General features: G+C 59.1%; 22 protein-coding genes and 1 pseudogene. 10 read left to right on the top strand and 13 right to left on the bottom strand.

Going from position 1 to position 20,485, the window contains the following annotated elements:
* Positions 1–150: 150 nt before the first annotated feature.
* The 3 genes from G3A56_RS01380 to G3A56_RS01370 all read right to left on the bottom strand — a co-directional run bounded on the left by G3A56_RS01380 (position 151) and on the right by G3A56_RS01370 (position 2,609).
* Positions 151–1,305 carry a DUF2336 domain-containing protein gene (locus tag G3A56_RS01380; protein ID WP_082184374.1) on the bottom strand — a complete coding sequence of 385 codons (1,155 nt, stop codon included), beginning with the start codon at positions 1,303–1,305 and terminating at the stop codon, positions 151–153.
* 111 nt (positions 1,306–1,416) lie between these two features.
* Complete coding sequence (locus G3A56_RS01375; RefSeq protein WP_003495582.1) at positions 1,417–2,028, bottom strand: flavin reductase family protein; 612 nt, start codon at positions 2,026–2,028, stop codon at positions 1,417–1,419.
* Positions 2,028–2,609 carry a nitroreductase family protein gene (locus G3A56_RS01370; RefSeq protein WP_035242785.1) on the bottom strand — a complete coding sequence of 194 codons (582 nt, stop codon included), beginning with the start codon at positions 2,607–2,609 and terminating at the stop codon, positions 2,028–2,030. Before G3A56_RS01370 ends, G3A56_RS01375 begins: the two co-directional genes overlap by 1 nt.
* A gap of 111 nt (positions 2,610–2,720) precedes the next feature.
* Between G3A56_RS01370 and G3A56_RS01365 the strand changes: the two genes are divergently transcribed.
* Positions 2,721–3,713 carry a hypothetical protein gene (locus G3A56_RS01365; protein WP_082184375.1) on the top strand — a complete coding sequence of 331 codons (993 nt, stop codon included), beginning with the start codon at positions 2,721–2,723 and terminating at the stop codon, positions 3,711–3,713.
* 239 nt (positions 3,714–3,952) lie between these two features.
* On the opposite strand, the gene thrS is transcribed toward G3A56_RS01365, so the two are convergent.
* From thrS to G3A56_RS01345, 4 genes are all read right to left on the bottom strand, one after another.
* Positions 3,953–5,956, bottom strand: a complete 2,004-nt coding sequence (gene thrS, locus G3A56_RS01360; protein WP_082184376.1) for a threonine--tRNA ligase — start codon at positions 5,954–5,956, stop codon at positions 3,953–3,955.
* 126 nt (positions 5,957–6,082) lie between these two features.
* Entirely contained in the window at positions 6,083–6,604 is a 522-nt protein-coding gene (locus tag G3A56_RS01355) for a DUF1697 domain-containing protein (RefSeq protein ID WP_082184377.1), read from the bottom strand.
* The gene (gene yidD, locus G3A56_RS01350) at positions 6,601–6,960 is read right to left on the bottom strand and encodes a membrane protein insertion efficiency factor YidD (RefSeq protein ID WP_082184378.1); all 360 of its coding nucleotides are present in this window, start codon (positions 6,958–6,960) and stop codon (positions 6,601–6,603) included. The genes G3A56_RS01355 and yidD overlap by 4 nt, the downstream gene beginning before the upstream one ends.
* A gap of 3 nt (positions 6,961–6,963) precedes the next feature.
* Positions 6,964–7,410: an iron-sulfur cluster assembly scaffold protein gene (locus G3A56_RS01345; protein WP_082184707.1), complete on the bottom strand. Its 447-nt coding sequence runs from the start codon at positions 7,408–7,410 to the stop codon at positions 6,964–6,966.
* Positions 7,411–7,696: 286 nt separating this feature from the next.
* On the opposite strand from G3A56_RS01345, the gene folE reads away from it, so the two are divergent.
* The 3 genes from folE to G3A56_RS01330 all read left to right on the top strand — a co-directional run bounded on the left by folE (position 7,697) and on the right by G3A56_RS01330 (position 9,836).
* On the top strand, positions 7,697–8,323 hold the full coding sequence (folE, locus tag G3A56_RS01340) for a GTP cyclohydrolase I FolE (RefSeq protein WP_003495569.1): 627 nt from the start codon (positions 7,697–7,699) through the stop codon (positions 8,321–8,323).
* Positions 8,324–8,349: 26 nt separating this feature from the next.
* The gene (gene hisI / locus G3A56_RS01335; protein WP_082184379.1) at positions 8,350–8,802 is read left to right on the top strand and encodes a phosphoribosyl-AMP cyclohydrolase; all 453 of its coding nucleotides are present in this window, start codon (positions 8,350–8,352) and stop codon (positions 8,800–8,802) included.
* A 95-nt stretch (positions 8,803–8,897) separates the two neighbouring features.
* Positions 8,898–9,836, top strand: coding sequence for a patatin-like phospholipase family protein (locus tag G3A56_RS01330; RefSeq protein ID WP_003495567.1), 939 nt, complete (start codon positions 8,898–8,900; stop codon positions 9,834–9,836).
* 171 nt (positions 9,837–10,007) lie between these two features.
* Here G3A56_RS01330 and G3A56_RS01325 read toward each other — a convergent pair whose 3' ends face one another.
* On the bottom strand, positions 10,008–10,442 hold the full coding sequence (locus G3A56_RS01325) for a CBS domain-containing protein (protein ID WP_082184380.1): 435 nt from the start codon (positions 10,440–10,442) through the stop codon (positions 10,008–10,010).
* A 156-nt stretch (positions 10,443–10,598) separates the two neighbouring features.
* Positions 10,599–11,336, bottom strand: a complete 738-nt coding sequence (locus G3A56_RS01320) for a rhomboid family intramembrane serine protease (protein WP_003495565.1) — start codon at positions 11,334–11,336, stop codon at positions 10,599–10,601.
* Between the two features lie 355 nt (positions 11,337–11,691).
* Here G3A56_RS01320 and G3A56_RS01315 point away from each other — a divergent pair, with 355 nt between their 5' ends.
* From G3A56_RS01315 to G3A56_RS01305, 3 genes are all read left to right on the top strand, one after another.
* The gene (locus tag G3A56_RS01315) at positions 11,692–12,249 is read left to right on the top strand and encodes a PAS domain-containing protein (protein ID WP_082184708.1); all 558 of its coding nucleotides are present in this window, start codon (positions 11,692–11,694) and stop codon (positions 12,247–12,249) included.
* Positions 12,250–12,436: 187 nt separating this feature from the next.
* Complete coding sequence (locus G3A56_RS01310) at positions 12,437–13,054, top strand: PilZ domain-containing protein (protein WP_082184381.1); 618 nt, start codon at positions 12,437–12,439, stop codon at positions 13,052–13,054.
* Between the two features lie 778 nt (positions 13,055–13,832).
* Positions 13,833–14,438 (top strand): transglutaminase-like cysteine peptidase, encoded by a 606-nt coding sequence (locus tag G3A56_RS01305; protein WP_003495559.1) that lies wholly within the window; start codon positions 13,833–13,835, stop codon positions 14,436–14,438.
* Positions 14,439–14,532: 94 nt separating this feature from the next.
* Here G3A56_RS01305 and G3A56_RS01300 read toward each other — a convergent pair whose 3' ends face one another.
* Positions 14,533–14,967: a DUF1489 family protein gene (locus G3A56_RS01300; RefSeq protein ID WP_035222999.1), complete on the bottom strand. Its 435-nt coding sequence runs from the start codon at positions 14,965–14,967 to the stop codon at positions 14,533–14,535.
* A gap of 65 nt (positions 14,968–15,032) precedes the next feature.
* Positions 15,033–16,436, bottom strand: a complete 1,404-nt coding sequence (locus G3A56_RS01295) for an L-serine ammonia-lyase (RefSeq protein WP_080834709.1) — start codon at positions 16,434–16,436, stop codon at positions 15,033–15,035.
* Positions 16,437–17,092: 656 nt separating this feature from the next.
* Between G3A56_RS01295 and G3A56_RS01290 the strand changes: the two genes are divergently transcribed.
* On the top strand, positions 17,093–17,443 hold the full coding sequence (locus G3A56_RS01290) for a hypothetical protein (protein WP_080834711.1): 351 nt from the start codon (positions 17,093–17,095) through the stop codon (positions 17,441–17,443).
* A 9-nt stretch (positions 17,444–17,452) separates the two neighbouring features.
* On the opposite strand, the pseudogene G3A56_RS01285 reads toward G3A56_RS01290, so the two are convergent.
* Positions 17,453–18,204: pseudogene (locus tag G3A56_RS01285) on the bottom strand (phosphodiester glycosidase family protein).
* Positions 18,205–18,336: 132 nt separating this feature from the next.
* On the bottom strand, positions 18,337–18,498 hold the full coding sequence (locus G3A56_RS01280) for an entericidin domain-containing protein (RefSeq protein ID WP_003495552.1): 162 nt from the start codon (positions 18,496–18,498) through the stop codon (positions 18,337–18,339).
* Between the two features lie 176 nt (positions 18,499–18,674).
* Between G3A56_RS01280 and G3A56_RS01275 the strand changes: the two genes are divergently transcribed.
* Positions 18,675–19,451: a formyl transferase gene (locus G3A56_RS01275; RefSeq protein ID WP_082184383.1), complete on the top strand. Its 777-nt coding sequence runs from the start codon at positions 18,675–18,677 to the stop codon at positions 19,449–19,451.
* Between the two features lie 95 nt (positions 19,452–19,546).
* Positions 19,547–20,464: a methylenetetrahydrofolate reductase gene (locus tag G3A56_RS01270; RefSeq protein ID WP_082184384.1), complete on the top strand. Its 918-nt coding sequence runs from the start codon at positions 19,547–19,549 to the stop codon at positions 20,462–20,464.
* The last annotated feature ends 21 nt before the right edge of the window (positions 20,465–20,485 follow it).

Below are 20,485 nucleotides of genomic sequence, written 5' to 3'. Positions count from 1 at the left end.
AAGTCCTTGGGCTGAAAAGACTTCTCTCGCCGCGTAGACACGCGTCGGGCTGGATTCCTGTGACAGGCACAGGCATGAGGAGAGCCAAACCGATCCCGAAACATCGCAACATCTAGCGCAGGTGGCGATCTCGCCGAAATTCCCCAGACCTCAGGCCGCTTCCACCGTCAGCGCTTCCGCATAGTGCCGCGCCTTCTGTCGTTCTTCGGCAATGGCAAGCTTGCGCACGGCGTGCAGCAGCTCAAAGAGCGTTTCGGAACCATCGACATGGCGGAAATGCGCAAGCAGTTCGGCCGAGACGGAGGCTGCTGCCTCTGAAAGATGCGAGCGTGCGGCGCGGCGCCACATCAGCGTCGCTTCCGTGAAGACATCGATGGCATCACCAAGAAGGCCAACGGATTTGAACAGCGCCTTCAGCGCATGCGGCCGTCCCGTCGCCAGAATGGAGCGCACCTTGCGGTCGTCGAGGCCCGAGAGATTGACCATCGCCGCCGTGAAGAATTCCAGCCTGCCTGAACAGACGGCATGAATGAGAAGCGCCGGCGTCAGTTCCAGCCTCTGCCGCAGATGCTCCACCAGTGCCGGCAATTCGGGCGAAGGAACGTTGCCGGCAATAAGGATGGTGGCGGAATCCTCCGCCTCGCGAAAGATGCTGTCGGCGCGGTTTTGCGCGATCAGGGCATGCACCAGCGCCGAACCCGCCAGAGCCTCGCTGACGCGTCCCATTAACAGGTGGCGTGCATCGGCGGGCAACGCCTCGCGGCAAAGCAGGAGAGCGCGGATGTCGGCATCGCAGCCATGCCGCTCGGCAATGCGCCGCAAGGAAAATGGCGTGATGAAAGCATCGTCATTCTCGAGAAGCACAAGCGTTTCAGAGAGGTCGCCGACTTCGGCGAGCGCCGCGCAGACCCCGCGCGGCAGGCCCGGCCTTGCGGCGATGAGGGCACGGGTGAGGCTTTCGCCGCGCCCGGCAAGATCGACCAGATCTGCCTCGGTGAGTACGGGCGAGCGGGCAATCACGGTGCAGGCGATTTCCGGCTGGTCTTCGGCAAGCGAAACGAGAATGGCGCGGGGCGCCTCTGGAGCATCCGCCAGCGCCTCGGCAAGCGCCAGCCTGACACGCGGCGACGGATCGTCGAGAAGATAGGTCATCGCCATATAGGCGGCATCGCGGTTTTCCCGCACCATGTCGGACTGCAGATAGGCGCGGCCGAGAGCATTGGCGGCTTTCGCCCGCTCGGTCGATCCAGCCTTTTCAGACCAGCGAAGAAATGCCTGTACGATCACCTGAGCCTCGAAACACATTCACACAATGGATGACGGCATCATCGCCGCCACCATGTATAAAACTCTAGGCGCAAATGGTTTACGTTTGGTTCACCATAAAATTTAACCGTTGCCGGCGAAGAACTATATTTAAGGCGCAGTAGAAGGGCGCTGCAGCTGGAATACATCGCTGCCACCGTCGCAATAATCCATATAGCCCATGCGCGCCACAGGGCGCGCAAGCCCCATATCGATGCGCCCGTCGCGAATGATCGCATCGTCGATATGGATCGCCATAACCTGTCCGATCACCATCCAGGAATCCGCCGGCTTGCCGTCGATGTCCGTGAGCTGCTGTATCTGGGTTACCCGGCATTCCAGAGCGGCGAGCGCCTCCCCAACGAAAGGCGCATCAACGACCCGGCCATCAACGGCTGTCAGACCCGCAAGGGCAAACTCGTCGACATCATAGGCAACCGGTGCGGAAGAGGCATTCATCCGATCGATCAAGTGGCGGCTGACAAGGTTGGCGGTAAAGACGCCGGTCTCCTCCACATTGCGCAGGCTGTCCTTACGCCCGCTGGAAGAGAACATGACGAGCTTCGGCCTATCCGAAATCGCGTTGAAGAAGGAATAGGGCGAGAGGTTGAGAGAGCCGTCCCTGCCCTTCGAGCCGATCCAGCCGATCGGCCGCGGCGCGACGATCGCCTTGAATGGATCGTGCGGCAGACCGTGCTGATTGGTGTCGGTGGTGTAGAACATCAGACGTCCCCAACCCAGGTGACCACATCCGCGAGCTCCGGCCTTGGCCGCTCCACCAGCGGGAATGTCGTCGAGCCGATGTGGATATAGCCCGCCACCTTCTCGTCTGCGGCAACGCCCAGCTCGGACAGGAATGCCGCGTCGAAAGCAAGCCACTCCGTCAGCCAGTTCGCCGCATAACCATTGGCATTGGCCGAAAAGATGAGATTGAGGCAAACAGCGCCGGCGGACATGACCTGTTCCCATTCCGGAATTTTAAAATGCGGCTTGGCGGTGCTGATGACGGCGATGACGACAGGCGCGCGGGTGAAGCGGGTGCGCTCCACATCCTGCTGCTGGAGATCCAGCTCCGGGTTCTTCTCCAGTGCGATCCGGAGCGCGGCCTCGCCAAGACGTACGCGATCTTCACCGCGGTAAACGACGAAACGCCAGGGCGCGAGCTTGCCGTGATCGGGCACGCGTACGGCAAGACGCAGGATTTCCTCGATTTCCGCTTTCGCCGGCCCCGGCTCGGCAAGCTGCAAAGCGGGCGTGGAGCGGCGAACCTTGAGATAGTCGAGGAGCTTGATATCGCTTGTCATGATCAAAAATCTTCCATTCTGCTGTCATCGCGAAATTATGGGCCTTGAAATAGCCACGGCATTGGTTTTGAAGTGGTCCGGGAAATTCAAGAAGTCAATCGGTATCCAAAAATGTCGGCAATCAAATTCGTGGCCAAATTCGCGACACGTCTGGCCATTGCGTTGGCCGCGGTCGGCGTTTTATCACAATCGGCTTTTTCGCAGGACGCTTTCAAGGACTTCAAGCAGCTTGGCGGCACACCGAAAATGCCGAAACTCAATGCTTTTACCGCCCCGACTGCGCCCAATGCCCCGACAAGCACCGCCCGCGATATCGCTATGGAAGCCAAGCTGACGAGCGAAGGCGAAGCGGTGAAGGAAGGCCTTTCCTGGCGCGTTTTCAGCCCCATTCCCGGTGCTGACGGCAAATTGCCGATGCTGGCAAGCTCCGAGGGCGGCTCGGCTGAATTTCATCTGATACCCGGCGAATATTTCGTCAACGTCGCCTTCGGCCGCGCCGGGGTCACAAAGAAGCTCAATGTGCCAAGTTCGGGCAACGTTCAGAAGCAGGTGCTTATTCTCGATGCCGGCGGCTTTGTGCTGAACGCGGTCGCAGGGTCCGACAAGCAGATCGCCGGCACCCAGCTGAAATTTTCCGTCTATTCGTCGGATGCCCGGCCGGATGGCGAGCGCGGCCTCGTCATGGCCGATATCAAGCCCAACACCATCGTCCGCCTCAATGCCGGCACCTATCACGTGGTTTCCGAATATGGCAACGTCAATGCGGTGGTGCGCGCCGATATCCAGGTGGAAGCCGGCAAGCTGACGGAAGCAACGCTCCAGCATCAGGCCGCCCAGATCACCCTCAAGCTCGTCTCCGAAGAAGGCGGCGAGGCCATTGCCGATACGGCCTGGTCGGTGCTGAACGGCGGCGGCGACGTGGTCAACGAAAGCGTCAGCGCCTTTTCGACCATGGTGCTGGCGGAAGGCGAATATACCGCCATCGCCCGCAACAAGGACAAGGTCTTCCAGCGCAACTTCAAGGTTACGTCGGGACGGGATTCGGATGTGGAAGTGCTGATGAAGGATCAGGCGCCGGAAGACATGACCGGGGATTTCGAGTAGGCTCGATTGCACTAATCGCGAGGCCAGCGGTATGACCCAAAAACCTCTCCGCCGTCATGCCGGACTTGATCCGACATCCAGCCACGGCGCGTCTGCGCCGTGAGAAACGAGTCTTTCGCGATCAAGGACTTGATCGCACTGGACCCCGGATCTAGTCCGGGGTGACGGAGTGCGGATGCCCCGCCTTCTGCAGCACATTCCCACAAACAAAACGGCCCCCGAAGGGGCCGTAAGTATTATCAAGCAGCCTGCTTCTTCGCCGCGAGCTTGCGCTTCACATCCGGCGGCGTCGCTTCGTCCACAAGGCTCGTAATCGCATCTTCGAGCGACATCGGCGTCTGGTTCTGCGAACCGAGGCGGCGGATGTTGACCGTGCGCTCTTCCGCTTCCTTGCGTCCGCAGACGATGATGACCGGAACCTTGGTCACCGAATGCTCGCGGATCTTGTAGTTGATCTTCTCGTTGCGGAAATCGGTCTCGACCGCCATGCCGGCCTCGCGCAGCGCTTCGGCAACCTCGCGTCCGTAATCATCCGCATCCGAGGTGATCGTCGCGACCACGACCTGAAGCGGGGCGAACCACAAAGGCATGTGACCGGCGAAGTTCTCGATGAGAATGCCGAGGAAACGCTCCATGGAGCCGCAGATGGCGCGATGGATCATCACCGGCTGCGTCTTTTCGGAGTTCTGGTCGATATAGAAGGCGCCGAAACGTTCCGGCAGGTTGAAGTCCACCTGCGTCGTGCCGCATTGCCATTCACGGCCGATGGCGTCCTTCAGCGTATATTCGAACTTCGGCCCGTAGAACGCACCCTCGCCCGGCAGGATGCCGGTCTTGATGCGGCCGCCAGACTGCTCCTCGATGGTCTTCAGAACATCCATCATCACGCTTTCGGCGCGATCCCAGAGATCGTCGGAACCGACGCGCTTGTCCGGGCGCGTGGAGAGCTTGACGACGACTTCGCTGAAACCGAAATCCTCATAGACGGAGAGGATGAGGTCGTTGATGCGCAGGCATTCCGCCGCCATCTGCTCTTCCGTGCAGAAGACATGCGCATCGTCCTGCGTGAAGCCGCGAACGCGCATCAGGCCATGCAGCGCGCCGGAAGCCTCATAACGATGCACGGTGCCGAATTCCGCAAGGCGGACGGGCATTTCGCGGTAAGACTTCAAGCCATGCTTGAAGATCTGCACGTGGCCCGGGCAATTCATCGGCTTCAGGGCAAAGACGCGCTGATCGGCTTCCTCGTCATCGGGATGGGTAAAGGCATGGGCGGATTTCACCGCAAACATGTTTTCCTGATACCAGCCCCAGTGGCCGGAGGTTTCCCACAGCGACTTGTCCAGCACCTGCGGCGCGTTGACTTCCTGATAGGTATTGGCGAGCCGGCGGCGCATATAGGCCGTCAGCGTCTGGAACATGCGCCAGCCCTTGCCATGCCAGAACACGACGCCCGGTCCTTCTTCCTGGAAATGGAACAGGTCCATTTCGCGGCCGAGACGGCGGTGGTCGCGCTTTTCGGCTTCCGCCAGCACGTGCAGATAATTGTCCAGCTCTTCCTGAGTCGCCCAGGCGGTGCCGTAGATGCGCGACAGCATCGCATTGTTGCTGTCACCGCGCCAATAGGCCCCGGCCACCTTCATCAGCTTGAAGGCCGTGCCGATCTGACCCGTGGAAGCCATATGCGGACCACGGCAGAGATCGAACCAGTCGCCCTGGTAATAGATCTTCAGGTCCTGTCCCTCGGGAATGGCGTCGACCAGCTCGACCTTGTAGTTCTCGCCCTTGGCGGCGAACACTTCCTTGGCCTTTTCGCGTGACCAGACCTCGCGGGTAAACGGCTTGTTGCGCAGAATGATTTCCTTCATGCGCTTTTCGATCTTCGGCAGATCTTCCGGCGTGAAAGGCTCGTTCTTGGCAAAGTCGTAATAAAAGCCGTTTTCGATCACCGGACCGATCGTCACCTGCGTGCCGGGCCACAGCTCCTGCACGGCCTCGGCCATGACGTGGGCTGCATCGTGGCGGATGAGTTCCAGCGCACGCCCGTCTTCACGCGTGACGATCTCGATTTTGCCATCGGTGATGGTCTCGGACAAATCGCGCACAGTGCCGTCAAGCGCAATGGCGACGGCCTTCTTGGCAAGCGATTTGGAAATGGATTCGGCGACCTCGCGGCCGGTCGTACCGGCGGGGTAGCTGCGCACGGATCCATCGGGAAATGTAAGGGAAACAGCTTCAGACATTGTCTAACTCTCCTGTCCAGTCCCGCCAACGAATGCGGGTGGTGTTGGAATAATAATCGCCCGACTAGTAATGGGCAGGCAGGCTGATAAAGAATTTTGCCGTTCCAGTCAAAGGTGAACGGCGTTTCACCCGAGCATTTCAGCGATTCCATTGACAGTATTGGCGTTGCGGGTCGTCCCCACTCCAAGCCTCTTTGTGGTCAGTACCGACAGGAGCCGGCTTTCGCTTGGCTTGCCGCCAAAATCGATCCAGAGATCACCGCCGACAACAGCGATCTTTTCATCCCGGCGATATTTCTCCAGAAACCCAAGGACGTCGCTGCCGAATGGTTCGCGCATCACCCGCACGCAGACGTCCGGTGGATAACCGTCTGTAAACGGGTTCTCAGCGGTCAGTCTCAGCCAGTCAGGGGCTGAACGAACGAGAATATCCACGTGCTTGCCGAACCGTTTCTCGAAGGCGCGTTCAAGCCTGTCCTCGATGTCGCGAATAGGAGCAGCCCGCGCGTGAAAGACAAGATTTCCAGTCGCGACCAGCGTTCTGCAATCGCCAAAACCGAGCTCCTGCGCCATTTCACGCAGATCGGCCATGAGGAGCCGCCTGCCCGCACCAAGAACGATACTGTGCAGCAGAGCCACATAAGTCATCGGTGCGATGTCCAGTAGCGCCAGGGCGTCCACCAGTGCCTGTTGGCGGCAAGCGCTTCCGGCACGGGGTCCAGTCCGCTGGTGCCGCCCGGGCCGCAGCGCGCGACGCGAAACAGCGTCATCCATCCGCCCGGCCAGAGCCCGTGGCGGGCTATCGCCTCATAGCCATATTCGGAACAGGTGGGGATATGGCGACAGGAGTTTCCGATGAAGCCGGAAAGCGTCAGCTGGTAGAGCCGGATGAGACCGACGCCCAGAAGTCGCCCCGGCGTCTTCGCAAAAGTTCCGCCCCAGTTGCGGGATCGTGCGGACTTGCCCGCGCTCGTCTGGTGCCGGCAATCCGGTTCGCCGCACATCACCTAACCCGCAGCGTTGAGAACCGGCCGGCCTTCGATCTGGTCGAGAGCATCGACCACCGCTTCAAAGGTCAGCATGGTGGAGGCGTGGCGAGCCTTGAAGTCGCGGACTGGCAAAAGCACCCGCATATCTTCAAAACGGCCGCTCGGCCCCTCGCCGTCCTGTTTCAGCATGGCAAGCATGTCTTCACGCGCCTGCCGAAGCTCTGCACTGGAAGCACCGACGATATGATGCGCCATGATAGAGGCGGATGCCTGCCCGAGCGCACAGGCGCGAACCTCATGCGAAAATGCCGTGACGATGCCGCCTTCGAGTTTCAGATAGACCTTGAGTTTCGAACCGCACAGCCGCGAGTGTTTTTCGGCGCTGGCATCGGCATCCTCGAGAACACCAATCAGCGGAATGTTTCCGGCAAATTCCAGAATGCGATTATTGTAGATATCGTCCATCGTCAGGTGTCCGGCGCGCTCAAGAATGCCCAAAAACAGGACAGGTCAAATTTTTCAAACACTGCGTTTCTCGCGGTGAAGCTTTCCTGCCCTTCATTCTCATTATATGCTAACGAGCTTTCTGGACATCAAGCCGTGATGAAATTAACGGCTCCGATACCGAAATATCAGCATCGGTCTTGCCAAAATGCTGTAAAACAACCAGATAGCAGCAACAGCGGACAGAATCCCGCTTTTATAAAAACGAAGTTCAGGTGCGGCCTTGAACCGCATCGGGAGAGACGGAATGGATGCGATCGTGAAGAATTTCCCCGGCGCTGGCGCAAAACCCGATGTGGCCGAGGCTCGCCCAAGTCAGGCGGAAGCGGAAGAAGCAGTGCGCGTTCTTCTGCGCTGGGCAGGAGAAAACCCCGCCCGCGAAGGCCTTCTGGATACGCCAAAGCGCGTCGCCAAGGCATATCGCGAACTTTTTGCCGGTTATGAGCTGAACGTCCAGGACGTGCTCGGCACGACCTTCGAGGAAGTCGGCGGTTATGACGATGTGGTGCTGGTGCGCGACATCCCCTTCTTCTCCCATTGCGAACACCATATGGTGCCGATCGTCGGCAAGGCTCATGTCGCCTATCTTCCGGCCGGACGCGTGCTCGGCCTGTCGAAGATCGCCCGCGTCGTCGAAATCTTCGGCCGCCGCCTGCAGACGCAGGAAAACATGACCGCGCAGATTGCGAGATCCATCGAGGAAACGCTGAAACCGCGCGGCGTGGCCGTCATGATCGACGCCGAACATATGTGCATGTCCATGCGCGGCGTAAACAAGCAGGGGTCCACGACCCTCACCACCAGCTTCACCGGCACGTTCAAGAACGATCCGGCCGAGCAGGTGCGCTTCATGACCATGGTGCGGAACCGCTAAGGTTCCGCTTTTCCTCCGGGGTAGCAATGTCCACATCGTTTCCGTCCGCGCCCGCGGACAAGGAAGTGCTAGAAAACGCAGGCCTTTTTTCACCGCGATTCGATGCCCACGGCCTCGTCACCGCCGTGGTCACCGATGCCCGTGACGGCGAATTGCTGATGGTCGCCCACATGAATGCGGAAGCCCTGTCGCTGACGCTCCAAACCGGCATCGCCCACTATTACAGCCGCTCGCGCGACAAGATCTGGAAGAAGGGCGAGACCTCAGGCAACCTGCAGACGGTGAAGGAATTCCGCACCGATTGCGATCAGGATGCCGTGTGGCTGAAAGTGTCCGTCGCCGGCCACGATGCGACCTGCCATACCGGCCGCCGCTCGTGCTTCTACCGCACGGTGGAACTTGCCGATGGCAATGCCGTGACAAAAATCACCGACGATACCCGCCATTTCGATCCATCCGCCATCTATTCGGACAAGTGAACCTCGATCTTCCATCGGCCGCACCAATTTGCTACCAATATAGCGGGTTCCGGGAGATAAAGGGCGGGACCTGAAAACTGGCAGGGAGTGCGGTCATGTTGGGATGGGGAAATCGTCACAATCCTCTTGCGGTTGGAAATCCCGAAAACATCGGCAACGAGCCGCCCGTCACCGAAATCGTCGACACACGCCGCATCGCGCTGGCGCTCGGCGGCGGTGCAGCGCGTGGATGGGCCCATATCGGCGTTTTGCGGGCACTGGACGAGGCCGGAGTGAAGATCGGCATGATTGCCGGCACTTCGATCGGCGCGCTCGTGGGCGGCTGTTATCTGGCCGGCAAGCTCGATGAGCTGGAGGAATTCGCCCGCTCGCTGACGATGCGCCGCATTGCCGGGCTGCTCGATCTGACGATCGGCGGCGGCGGCCTCTTCGGCGGCATGCGGTTGACCAAGCGCATGCAGGAACATCTGGAAGGCCTGCGCGTCGAAAATCTCGATCATCCCTTCATCGCCGTCGCCACGGAACTGCGCACCGGCCATGAAGTCTGGATTCATCAGGGCGATCTCGTCACGGCGCTACGCTCATCCTATGCGCTGCCGGGGATTTTCGAGCCGGTGCAATGCAATGGCCGCACCCTGATCGATGGCGCTCTGGTCAACCCCGTGCCGGTTTCGGTCTGCCGGGCTTATGAGCAGGCGCTCGTCGTTGCCGTCAACCTCAATTACGATCTGTTCGGCCGCTCCGCCGTGGTCAAGCACTCCGCTTCGTCACCCGGCGGCGGCGCACCGCCTGCCGACCACCCGCCGCGCCCCGGCCTGCCGGGCGTTATGGTACAGGCCTTCAACATCATTCAGGACCGGATTTCGCGCTCGCGCCTGGCGGGCGATCCGCCCGACCTCATGCTGCATCCCCGCATAAACGATATCGGCCTGTCGGAATTCCATCGCGCCAGCGAGGCCATCGACAGAGGATATGAGGAAACGCGCTCCCGCATACCCGAACTCACCCGCATGCAGCAGGCGTTCCGACGCTGAAGCGTGGCGCACAGGGGTCTATGTCAGCGCTGAGAATTTCGAGCTTGAGGTAGCACACTTCGTCCCCACACCCTCACTCCTGTGCCTGTCACAGGAATGAGGGAGTCGGGGCACTCGTCAAACCTTGGGCAATGCCCGGCAGCAAACCATCGCCCACCCTCGCACGAAACCTCAGCCGGCGATATAGGCCTTGATATGTTCGGCCTCCAACTCGATCTCGCCGATCCGCGCCTTCACCACGTCACCGATGGAGATGATGCCGGCAAGACGGCCATTTTCCTCGACCGGAATATGGCGGAAACGTCCGCCTGTCATGATCTCCATCAACTCGTCGGTGGTGGAATTGTGATGACAGCGGATGACGTTTCTGGTCATGGCGACCGAGACCAGTTGCTGGAGGGAAGCGGCGCCCTGGCCTGCCACGGCTTTCACCAGATCGCGTTCCGTGAAAATGCCGAGAACGACACCGTCGCCATCGGTCACCACGAGAGCGCCGATCTTGTGCGCATGCAGCGTTCCCGCCGCCTCGCCGATGGTTACGCCCGGACCGACAGTCACGACATCCCGGCCCTTGCGGTCGAGAAGATCTTTTACGAATGTTGCCATGCCTTCCTCCTCTTTTCAGCAATCCGCATCACGCCGCGGTCTCCCCCGACGGTTGCAAATCATGGAGCATGGTGCGCTGAGGCCCGCATGAATGCAATCCCGGATGGGACGCGCGCAAGCAAATTTGCGCCACGGCCGTCAAGGAGCGTGATCGCTTCAGCGCAGCGGACGATCGAACAGGCCGAAGAAAAGAAAACCGAGCAGGAAGCCGAAAATATGCGCATCCCAGGCGATTGCACCGCCGACATCGCCGAACAGCGGAACCCCGACCGCAATAAGCACATTGCCGAAAAGCCACATCAGCGTGAAGACGAGCACGGTTCTGTTTGAAAGCGCCGCGAGAATGCTCTGTCGGGGCATCAGATGCCCGAAAGAAGCGCTGTAACCGCCGCGAGCGGGGAAGGCGAAACGGCAGGCGGCTCCCATAAGCGCCGAAACCACACCTGACGCCCCAATCAGGACCGTGACGTCGCCCCAGTTCAGCGCCGCATGGCCAAAGGCCGAAACGGCGGCGGAAATGCACCACAACAACACGAATCGGAGTGTGCCGATCCGGCGCAGAACCGGCGCGCCGAAGGCCATCAGCCACAATCCGTTAAAGAGAATATGTTCGATGCCGCCATGCAGAAAAGAATAGGTGACCGGCGTCCAAAGCCATTCCATTCCCTGCTGGGAGAAGGACATGGCATAACGCAGCGGAATGAAGCCGAAGGTGAAGATGTACCAGGCGGTGCCATCTTCCGACAGAAAATAGGCCGGAAGCACATAGGCCAGGAGCAATGCAGCCAATAGACCGACCAGAAACGGCGGCAGGTTGAAGACGGGATTGTTCGTGTCGTCTTTCGGCTCCGGAGTTTCCGAAACCGGCGGCTGCTCGCCGTCGCCATAGGACATGATACCATCCCTGTCTTTTTAGAAATTTACGTCTCCGAGCAATATAGGAAGCCCGGACGAAAAAAAAGCCGTCCTGCCTTTGATGCACCTGACGCGAAAACCCTATCGGTCCAAGCGCCGGGATCAAGGACAGTCCGGCTTGAGACAGCGCCCTGAAAGTCTCGGGCGGAGCCATCAATTGTGCTGACGGACGTTACCCCGACATGGCTGCACCGATGCCACGGCTCTTGCTAACGCGCAATCTCAACCATTTGTTAACCTTAACAAAATCGGCTGGCACGAAATTCGCTACACCTCTCCATACAGACGTTCGAAAGGACATGATGTCCCAAAAACGAACATGGAGAACAATGCCATGAAAAGCATCGGCGGACTGGACATATATAACTATTGGGACGAGTTGCGCGGCAATAAGCCCGCCCCCCGTCGCGAAGACATCGATCCCGCAAAGCTCAAACATCATCTGGGCGATCTCTTCATCCTGACGGACAAGGGAGAACAATCGCCGTTCTTCCGGCTGGCCGGGACTCGTCTCTGCGATCTGTTCGGCCGGGAATTGCGGGATCGTCCGTTTTCGGAGCTATGGCCGGCGGAAAAAGCCGTTTTCCCCTGCCGCGTCGCGCGCGGCATCCTGCAGCATCAGTTACCCGTGGTGTTCGATGTGGAGGCGGAGGACGACCATGGCTTGACGCCGCTCACGTTCGAGATGCTGTTGCTGCCGCTGCACACGGATAAAGGCACCGCTCCGCGGCTGCTTGGCGCATTGCTTGCGGAACGGCCGCGTCATGAATTCGACGCGCCCATCAACTGCCTTTTGATGAAAAGCAGTCGTCTGCTGCATCTGGACATCGCCTCGGCGGAATATGCAGCAAGCGTGGAAGCCGCGGCTACACCGCGCGCAGGAGGATATTGAACAAGTGATGTACCCGCCCCTGCGTCCGGTAGATGGGAAAGTGCCGCGAAACGTCCTGCGAAAACGTCAGGCATGTAACGATTATTGTTATTTGGAAAAATTGTAGAGATCAAAGAATACAGTCTGTTAACCCGGATAAGGTAGAGACTTCTCATCATCATCATCATCCCTTACAATTGCGCTGTCCATGTTTTCATCTCGCTCGGTCAACACCGCCCAAATCCTGCGTCCGGTTGAAGAGGCATCCCTCGATGAGGCTGTCCGTGTGTCGTTCACCGGCCGTCTCATGTTGCCCGACCATCAGGAATATGATTGCACAGCGACCGAGATGACTGCCGAGAAAGCACAGTTCAGCTGCTCCGGCATCGCCCGCAACGGCGACCGCGTCATCGCCTATCTCCAGCATATCGGCCGGATCGAAGGCACCGTGACATCGCTCACGGCATCAGGCTTCATCATCGCCATCAATGCGCCGGAGCGCAAACGCGAAAAGCTGGCCGCCCAGCTGGCATGGATCGCCAAGCGCCAATTGCTTGGCTTGCCGGAAGACCGCCGCCACGACCGCCTGACGCCGCGCAATGCCAAGGCGCAGCTGGTTCTGGAAGACGGCGTGCTTGTCACCTGCCGGCTGATCGACCTTTCCCTGTCGGGTGCCGCAATCGAAATCGAAAATCGGCCGCCGCTCGGCAGCCGCGTGCAGCTCGGCAAGGCCATGAGCGGCAAGATCGTGCGCCACTTCATGGAAGGCGTGGCGGTCGAGTTCGACCGCGTCCAGTCGCCCGACGCCCTGATCGAATTTCTCTAGACATTTCCAGCGGCAGTCTGGAGCAGTTTTACGCATAGAATGCGTAAAACCGGGGGTGAGAAATGCCCCGACAAATTCAATCCATGGAAGGTGACGCAGGCCCGCGCAGCATTTCGGTGCGCCAGAGCCGGTCACGAATACTGCTTTCCGTTATGACGGCCTCGAGCCGGATCAAGTAAGCTCAAGTCCCTAGTTCAGAACAAACATGCCACCGCGCGAACGCGCGTCGGCGCGATTCCCGCAAAACCGGAATGGCGGCGGCGGAGATTGGGTTTTAAACAGCACTTTCTGCACCGTCTATTCCGCTTAACCCAGATGCCATATTGCCGGTCACAGCGAGTAGCTTAGCGGCACTGCGGGCAGTTTCCCGCACATGGCCCGCCAGAAAAACGCCCGCTCCAAAACTTTTTCCAAGAAAAAAGCAGTTTTTTCGAAGTTTTTTTCGCTGCCTTTTCATGCTGTCCCGGCTTGAAACAGCCATCCCAAAACGGGAAATCCACGTTCCCGCCCTGCTACACCGGATGACTTCACGCGGCCGTGAAAACAGCCCCGCTCAGAAAATCGCTGTCAATACAGTGGAATAAATGGCTACCAAAAGACTAAGGGCTGGACGCGTAAAATTCTAATAAAATTTATCTCGAACACGCATAAAAACTCACTCAAATACAGTTCAAAATAGCGGCTAATTTGCTGAAATTTAAGCTCAAATTGCCCCACCTAAATTTCCGGCGGGTCAAAATATACCTGCGATTGTCTCCTCAACACGGGGAGACAAGCAATGAACAACAACCGTATCGTTTTCGTCCTGATCGCATTCATCGTAAGCGCCTTCGCAAGCCAGGCAAGCGCATCGCCGGCCGCAGTCATGCGTGTGATCGGCAAGGCCAACCCGCCGATCGGCCACTATGAATTCTGCCAGACCTATCAGAGCGAATGCCAGCCGACCTCGCTGGATACCGGTCCGATGAAGCTGACCGAAGAGCGCTGGAAGACGATGCTGGACGTCAACTACACCGTCAACACGACGATCACGCCGATGACCGACATGGAAATCTACGGCGTTGAGGAACGCTGGGCCTATCCGACGACGGTCGGCGATTGCGAAGACTTCGTGCTTCTGAAGCGCAAGATGCTGATGAACAAGGGCTTCTCCGCCTCCAACCTGCTGATCACCGTGGTTCTGCAGCCGAATGGCGAAGGCCACGCCGTCCTCACCGTTCGCACCGATCGCGGCGATTTCATCCTCGACAACATGCGTAACAAGGTCATGAACTGGTCTGAGACCGAATATACCTACCTGAAGCGCCAGGACACCGCCAATCCCGGCCGCTGGATGAAAATTCAGGATGGCCGCGCCACCAACGCCGTCGGCGGCATCAACTAAAGCCGTTCAAGCGACAGCAATACCGTCTCCCCAAACGAAAAAGCCGGCTCCGCAAGGAAGCCGGCTTTTTCGTTTTCATCAAATCCGCTGAGCCTCAGAGCAGGCCAAGCTCGGCCAGCTCCCGGCGCAGATCGGAAGGCATATCCTCGCCGCCCCCGCCGCCGCCGAGATCGCGCGGCGCTTCGTCGTCCTTGAGATAACGCCAGCCCTGAAACGGCCGCTTCGGCGCTGGCGAGGTTTCGATCACCTCTGGGCCAAGAATGAGATCGCAGCGGGTAATACCGTCGTCGCCCTTGAAGGAGCGGAGGTCGAGAAGCTTCTGCCGCGCCTGCACCTGCCCCTTGATGACCCAATAGAGCGAGCCGCCTTCCAGCAGCTCCTCAACTCGCTTGGGAATCATCCGGGTCGTGTGCACGCTATGCGGCTCAAGGCCGGCGGCAATCGCGGTCAGCGAGCGATGCGCGACCCAGTCTCTCAAATCCTGGAGTGAATCCGCGCCGACGCAAAGTTTTATCAGATGTAGAGGCATGGCCCTATCAATGCCTTTTTGCGGCGGGCGTCAAGCATCTGGACAATGCCCGCCGCCCTGCCCGCTCAGCACTCCACAACGTTGACGGCCAGGCCGCCGGTGGAGGTTTCCTTGTATTTCTCGCTCATGTCGTTGCCGGTCTGACGCATGGTTTCGATACAGGCGTCGAGTGGCACGAAATGCTGGCCGTCACCCTTCAGCGCCAGTGACGCCGCCGTCACCGCTTTCACGGCACCCAGCGCGTTGCGCTCGATACAGGGCACCTGCACCAGCCCTGCAATCGGATCGCAGGTCATGCCGAGATGATGTTCCAGCGCAATTTCAGCGGCATTTTCGATCTGTTCCGGCGACCCGCCCATAACCGCGGCAAGACCCGCTGCCGCCATGGCCGCCGCCGAGCCGACTTCGCCCTGACAGCCCACCTCAGCGCCTGAAATGGAAGCATTGTGCTTGATGATCCCGCCGATTGCGGCGGCCGTCAGCAGGAAGTCCCGCACGTCGTCAACAGTCGCATCCTCATGGAAATGCCGGAAATATCTGACCGTGGCCGGAACGACGCCGGCCGCACCATTGGTCGGCGCGGTAACCACCCGGCCGCCGGCGGCGTTTTCTTCATTCACGGCCATGGCATAGACACTGAGCCAGTCATTCGCCAGAACCGGGTTCATCCGGTTGCTGCGCCACTCCTCGTTCAGCTTCTCATAGATGGAACGCGCGCGGCGGCGCACCTTCAGGCCGCCCGGCATGATGCCATCGACCTTAAGGCCCCGCTCGATACAGCCGTTCATCGCTTCCCAGATCTGGTCGAGACGTTCGTTCAGCTCCTCGCGGGAAACCACCGTTTCCTCGTTCGCACGTTTCATCTGCGCGATGGTTCGGCCGGAACGACCCGCCATATCCAGCATTTCCCGCGCGGTGGCGAAAGGATAAGGCACGCGCGGACCGTTATCGATTGTCTTGCCACGCTGCTTGATCGCCTCCAGTTCCGTATCGGTCACGACGAAACCGCCGCCAACGGAATAATAGATGCGCTTGATCAGCAGCCGGCCCTGATTGTCGAAGGCGGAGAAGGTCATGCCGTTGGCATGGCCCGGCAGCGGGTTCTTCTTGTCGAAGACCAGATCTTCAGCCGGTCGGAACTCATAGGACGGATGGCCGGGCGGCGACACGGTGCCGGCCTTTTCCACCTTTTCGATAATGGCGTCCATCGCATCGGGATCGACAAGGTCCGGCCGCTCGCCGGTGAGACCGAGAATGACCGCACGCCCGGTGCCATGACCAATGCCGGTAAAGGCAAGAGAGCCGTGCAGGCTGACCTTCAGACGCGAAACGGAGGCACCCGCCGGACGCGGCCACTCATCCGAGAGGATCAGGGCGAGAAAGCGGTTCGCCGCCGTCATTGGCCCCATCGTATGCGAACTGGAAGGACCGATGCCGATCTTGAAGACGTCGAAGACCGAAAGAAACATGAGGTTTGTCCTGAATAAAAATGGATTCCGCCACCATCATATCCAAAGCCGCGACGGATCGCCACAAAAGAGCGTCAGCGGTTTGCACAGCTGCGACATATCGGCCGCCCATACGAAAACAGCACGGTTTCCAAAGGAAAACCGCGCCGTTTCAAAACCCGTCAATTCAGGAGAAGTGCTTATGGGCTGCCAAAAATGTACGTCAATGCGAGAAAAGCGGCAAAGCCTGCAAGTGCGCGCAACGTGACGCCCCAGCAGGATTTCTGAGCGGTTTCTTCCATGATTACTCCAGCTATTCACTCTCCGGGGGATCTTCAAGACCCGGCCCGTGGATGAAGCATTTATTAAAATCCGGCGGGGAACGCAAATGCAAAAAGCGGCTAAATGAAGGCGTTTTTGACAGGCTGCCATTCGCCCATTGCATAGGTATAAGAAAAAACAAAGCCTTAGAGGCAGGCTGTCGACAAAGCCATTTTCACCCATCGCCTCAATTTGAACGAAAGTGTAACCGGTTTATGAAGGCTTCACACAAACGCCTGTTGAAAACCGCTTCCAACGGCACGTTAAGGTCGAATTTCCGCGGTCAGACTGTTGCGCCTTGAAAGCCTGCGACCACTGCTCTATCGACAGACAACGGCAACGGGACACATCATTTCATGCAGCAGGCATCATCCTTTCCCGATCGCGAAACGGTCGCATCGAAACTGGCTTCGCTTGCGAGCGAGGACAAGGCCTGGGTGCTGCTGTTGATGGAAAACGCCTTGCAGGATGAAAACCTGCTGGCCGGCCTCAGTCTCTATCTCGACAGGCAGGCCAATGCGCCCTTCCTTAACAGCCTGAGGCTGGAGGCGGCAGGCGAATGGCTTGGCAGAAACGCCCCGGCCCGCCTGCAGATCCGCCTGATGGAAGCCGCAAAGGCCAGCCAGCATCCGACCTACCTCTCCTTTCGTCAGGGGCTGACGGCGTCTGGCGGTCTGGAAAAAGCCTATCCCAAGGCCCCGATCTGATTTTTCAGCTTAATCGGGCACTTTCTCGACGACCGCGATGATCGGCCCCATGGGAAACAGCGAATCCCGCCTTTTCATCGCGGGAATGTCGACGCTGGAAATCGTGCCGTCGAGATAGAGCGCGTTCGGCGCATCCAGCACGTCGCGGAACAGCGTCGCGAAATCGTAGAAGCGCACGGTCGTTTCTGAAATCGCAAAATGCACCCTGCCATCGCGGGACACACCGACGCCGTTGCGGCGTTTCAGGCTGTCGCTGTCGGGCAGAAATCGCGGATGCAGCTTTCCGTCTATCACCAGCATCGGCCCGGACTGTGTGGCGAAATCCGGCTTAACACCTGCCGCCAGATAGGCCTGCGTTTCGAGAACGCCCGCCGTGGCCCCTTCAGATAAAAAACGCCATTCGGCAGAAGATGAAAATTGCCCCAGCCGCCGCCCGTGCTGATCGGCGAGGTCTCGGCACCATTTTCGATAAAGAGACCGACCGGTGAATAGTCCGAATGATACATGCCGCCATTCATGGCGAAGATGCTGAACATGTGCTGCCGCCAGAGCGCAGAGGAAAGATCGGAAAAGGTGCGATATCCCTCACCCGAGACATGATCGCGATCGTAAATACGGATCGTGCTTTTTGCCGGATCGAAACTGCAGACGGTATAGCGGTTTCCCGCATGGTCCATGGTCTTGCAGAAATCCACCTGTCCACCCGCCTGAGCCGAAAACGGCAGCAGCAATGGCAGCAGGAGCCTCATCAGTCTTTTCATAAATCGTCCGTTCATGCCTTCCCGCCCGCATCATGGCGCGATTCTCACAACATGAACTGTGACCGTGAAATCAGGTCAAAGAAAAGGCGCCAGCCGGATTTCGGATGGCGCCACTTTTCCAAGGGGAGATGTTTAGCGGCGGGCGGCGCGGTCAACGTTGCGGCCGGCGTCCTGCGTTGCATCGACGGCGTTCGCCGTATCCCGGCCCATGCCACGAATGGTATTGCCGCATGAACTCAAGGTCACGACGGTCAGCAAAGCGACGAAGACAGTCGAAAGAATACGTGTGATCATTTGAAAACTCCCCTATGACTTGCGTCCAAAGCAAGCGCCAATGTGATATGCGTCACAATAACGTGAGCCGTAAAAATCGGTTCCACCTGCGGTTCAAAAAATCACGTCGATGAAAATTAACATGGTTTTCAAGTTCGTAACGGAAACTCGCGCCTGAGGAAAATCGTGTGAGTGACATGACTGATATCAACAATCGGCTTCTGGTGATGACGGCGGGTGGCCTGAACCCCAATGTCATGATCAATGCGCTGGCCGCCCGTTTCCCCGACATCCACGTCTTTGTGGAACAGCCGGAGAGCAAAGCGGCGATTCTCAGGCGGCGGGCGCGCCGGCTCGGCTGGTTCGCTGCCGCAGGCCAGATGGCAACCATGGTCGCTTCAAGGCTTGGCAAACGCTTCACGCTTAAAAGAACGCGGGAGATTATTGCCGAACACGGGCTGCTTCCCGATCTCCATCACGCGGTGCCCGTCACGCAGTTTTCCTCACTGAACGACGCGGAATGCCACAAGGCGGCCAATACGTTACAACCGGCCGCTATCTTCACCATTTCCTGCCGACTTCTGTCGCCGGACACCCTTCAGTCATTGCAGTGCCCGGTCATCAATTTCCACGCCGGCATCAATCCGGCCTATCGCGGCCAGATGGGTGGGTACTGGGCGCTGGTGGAAAAGGACCGGGGTAATTTCGGCGCCACCGTTCATCTCGTCGACAGGGGCGTGGATACCGGCGCGACCCTTTACGAAAAACGGCTGAAACCCTCGCCTTCCGACACGATCGCCACCTACCCGCTGCTCTTGACCGCCGGTTCGGTCGATATTGCCGTCAGCGCCATTGAGGATGCCCTTTCCGGCAGCCTGTCGCCAAAACCGCCCGCGCCCGGAAAATCCGTGCTGCGGTTTCCGCCGCCGATCTGGACATGGCTGTGGAACGGGCTGACGAAGCGGGTCTGGTAGGCAGGCCCATTATCCGGCCACCTGAGCCCAAGCTTCGTCGCAGATGCAGGCCTGTCTTGCCGCAACAGGCAAAGACTTGGGTGAAAAACCGGTGCATGATAATGAAAAGGACCATGCACAAATTGCCCGATATCGCCACCTCTTCCATTATCCATGCTTCCATAGAGGCCTCACCTACACAGGTGCTTGGCCCGGCAAGTCTTGCCGGCCTGTTCCCGCAGGGTGTGCGCGTCTACCTGACCGACACCGGAGCGGCCTCGCAGGCCAGGCTTGTCGATGCTGCCAGTCATCTTCGTGAGCTCGGCTACAACCCCGTGCCGCATCTTGCGGCGCGGCGCATATCCTCCCGTACGGACTTTGAAGAACAGGTGAAGCGACTTGCCGGCGAAGCGGGTGTGTCGGATGTGCTGGTGGTCGGCGGCGGCGTCGACAGGCCGGCCGGTCCCTTCGTCTCCAGCATGGACATGCTATCGACCGGCATCTTCGATCGCTGCGGCATAAATCATATCGCGATCGCCGGCCACCCCGAGGGCAGCCCCGATTTCAGCGAGGAGACGGCAATGGCCGCGCTCAGGCTGAAACGCGATTTTGGCGAAAGAACCGATGCGACAATGCGCATCGTCACGCAGTTCGGCTTCGATCCCGCACGCTTCATCACCTGGGCGGAAGGGCTTGCGGCATCAGGCATCGACCTGCCGGTACATATCGGCGTTTCCGGCCCGGCAAAGATCACGACGCTCCTGAAATATGCCGCTCTCTGCGGTGTCGGCAACTCCATCGCCTATCTGAAGAAGAATGCGCTCTCGCTGACGACGCTTGCAAAGGGCCACTCGCCGGAAAGCATCGTCGGACCGATCGAACGGCACTGGCAGGCCAACCCGAAAGGGCCGATCCGGCAGATCCACGTTTTCCCCTTTGGCGGATTGCAGAATTCCGCCGACTGGCTGGTGGGGCGCGGAAGCTGGCCGTACGAAAAGGATGGTTCGGCATCGCCAGGCTCGATGGCTGTCTGAGAACGGGCCTGCTTCGGCGCG

Origin of the sequence: Rhizobium oryzihabitans (assembly GCF_010669145.1) — a bacterium.
Lineage (GTDB): Bacteria > Pseudomonadota > Alphaproteobacteria > Rhizobiales > Rhizobiaceae > Agrobacterium > Agrobacterium oryzihabitans.
Note: the sequence above shows the minus strand (reverse complement) of the source record. Positions and strands in the feature narration are given on the sequence as shown.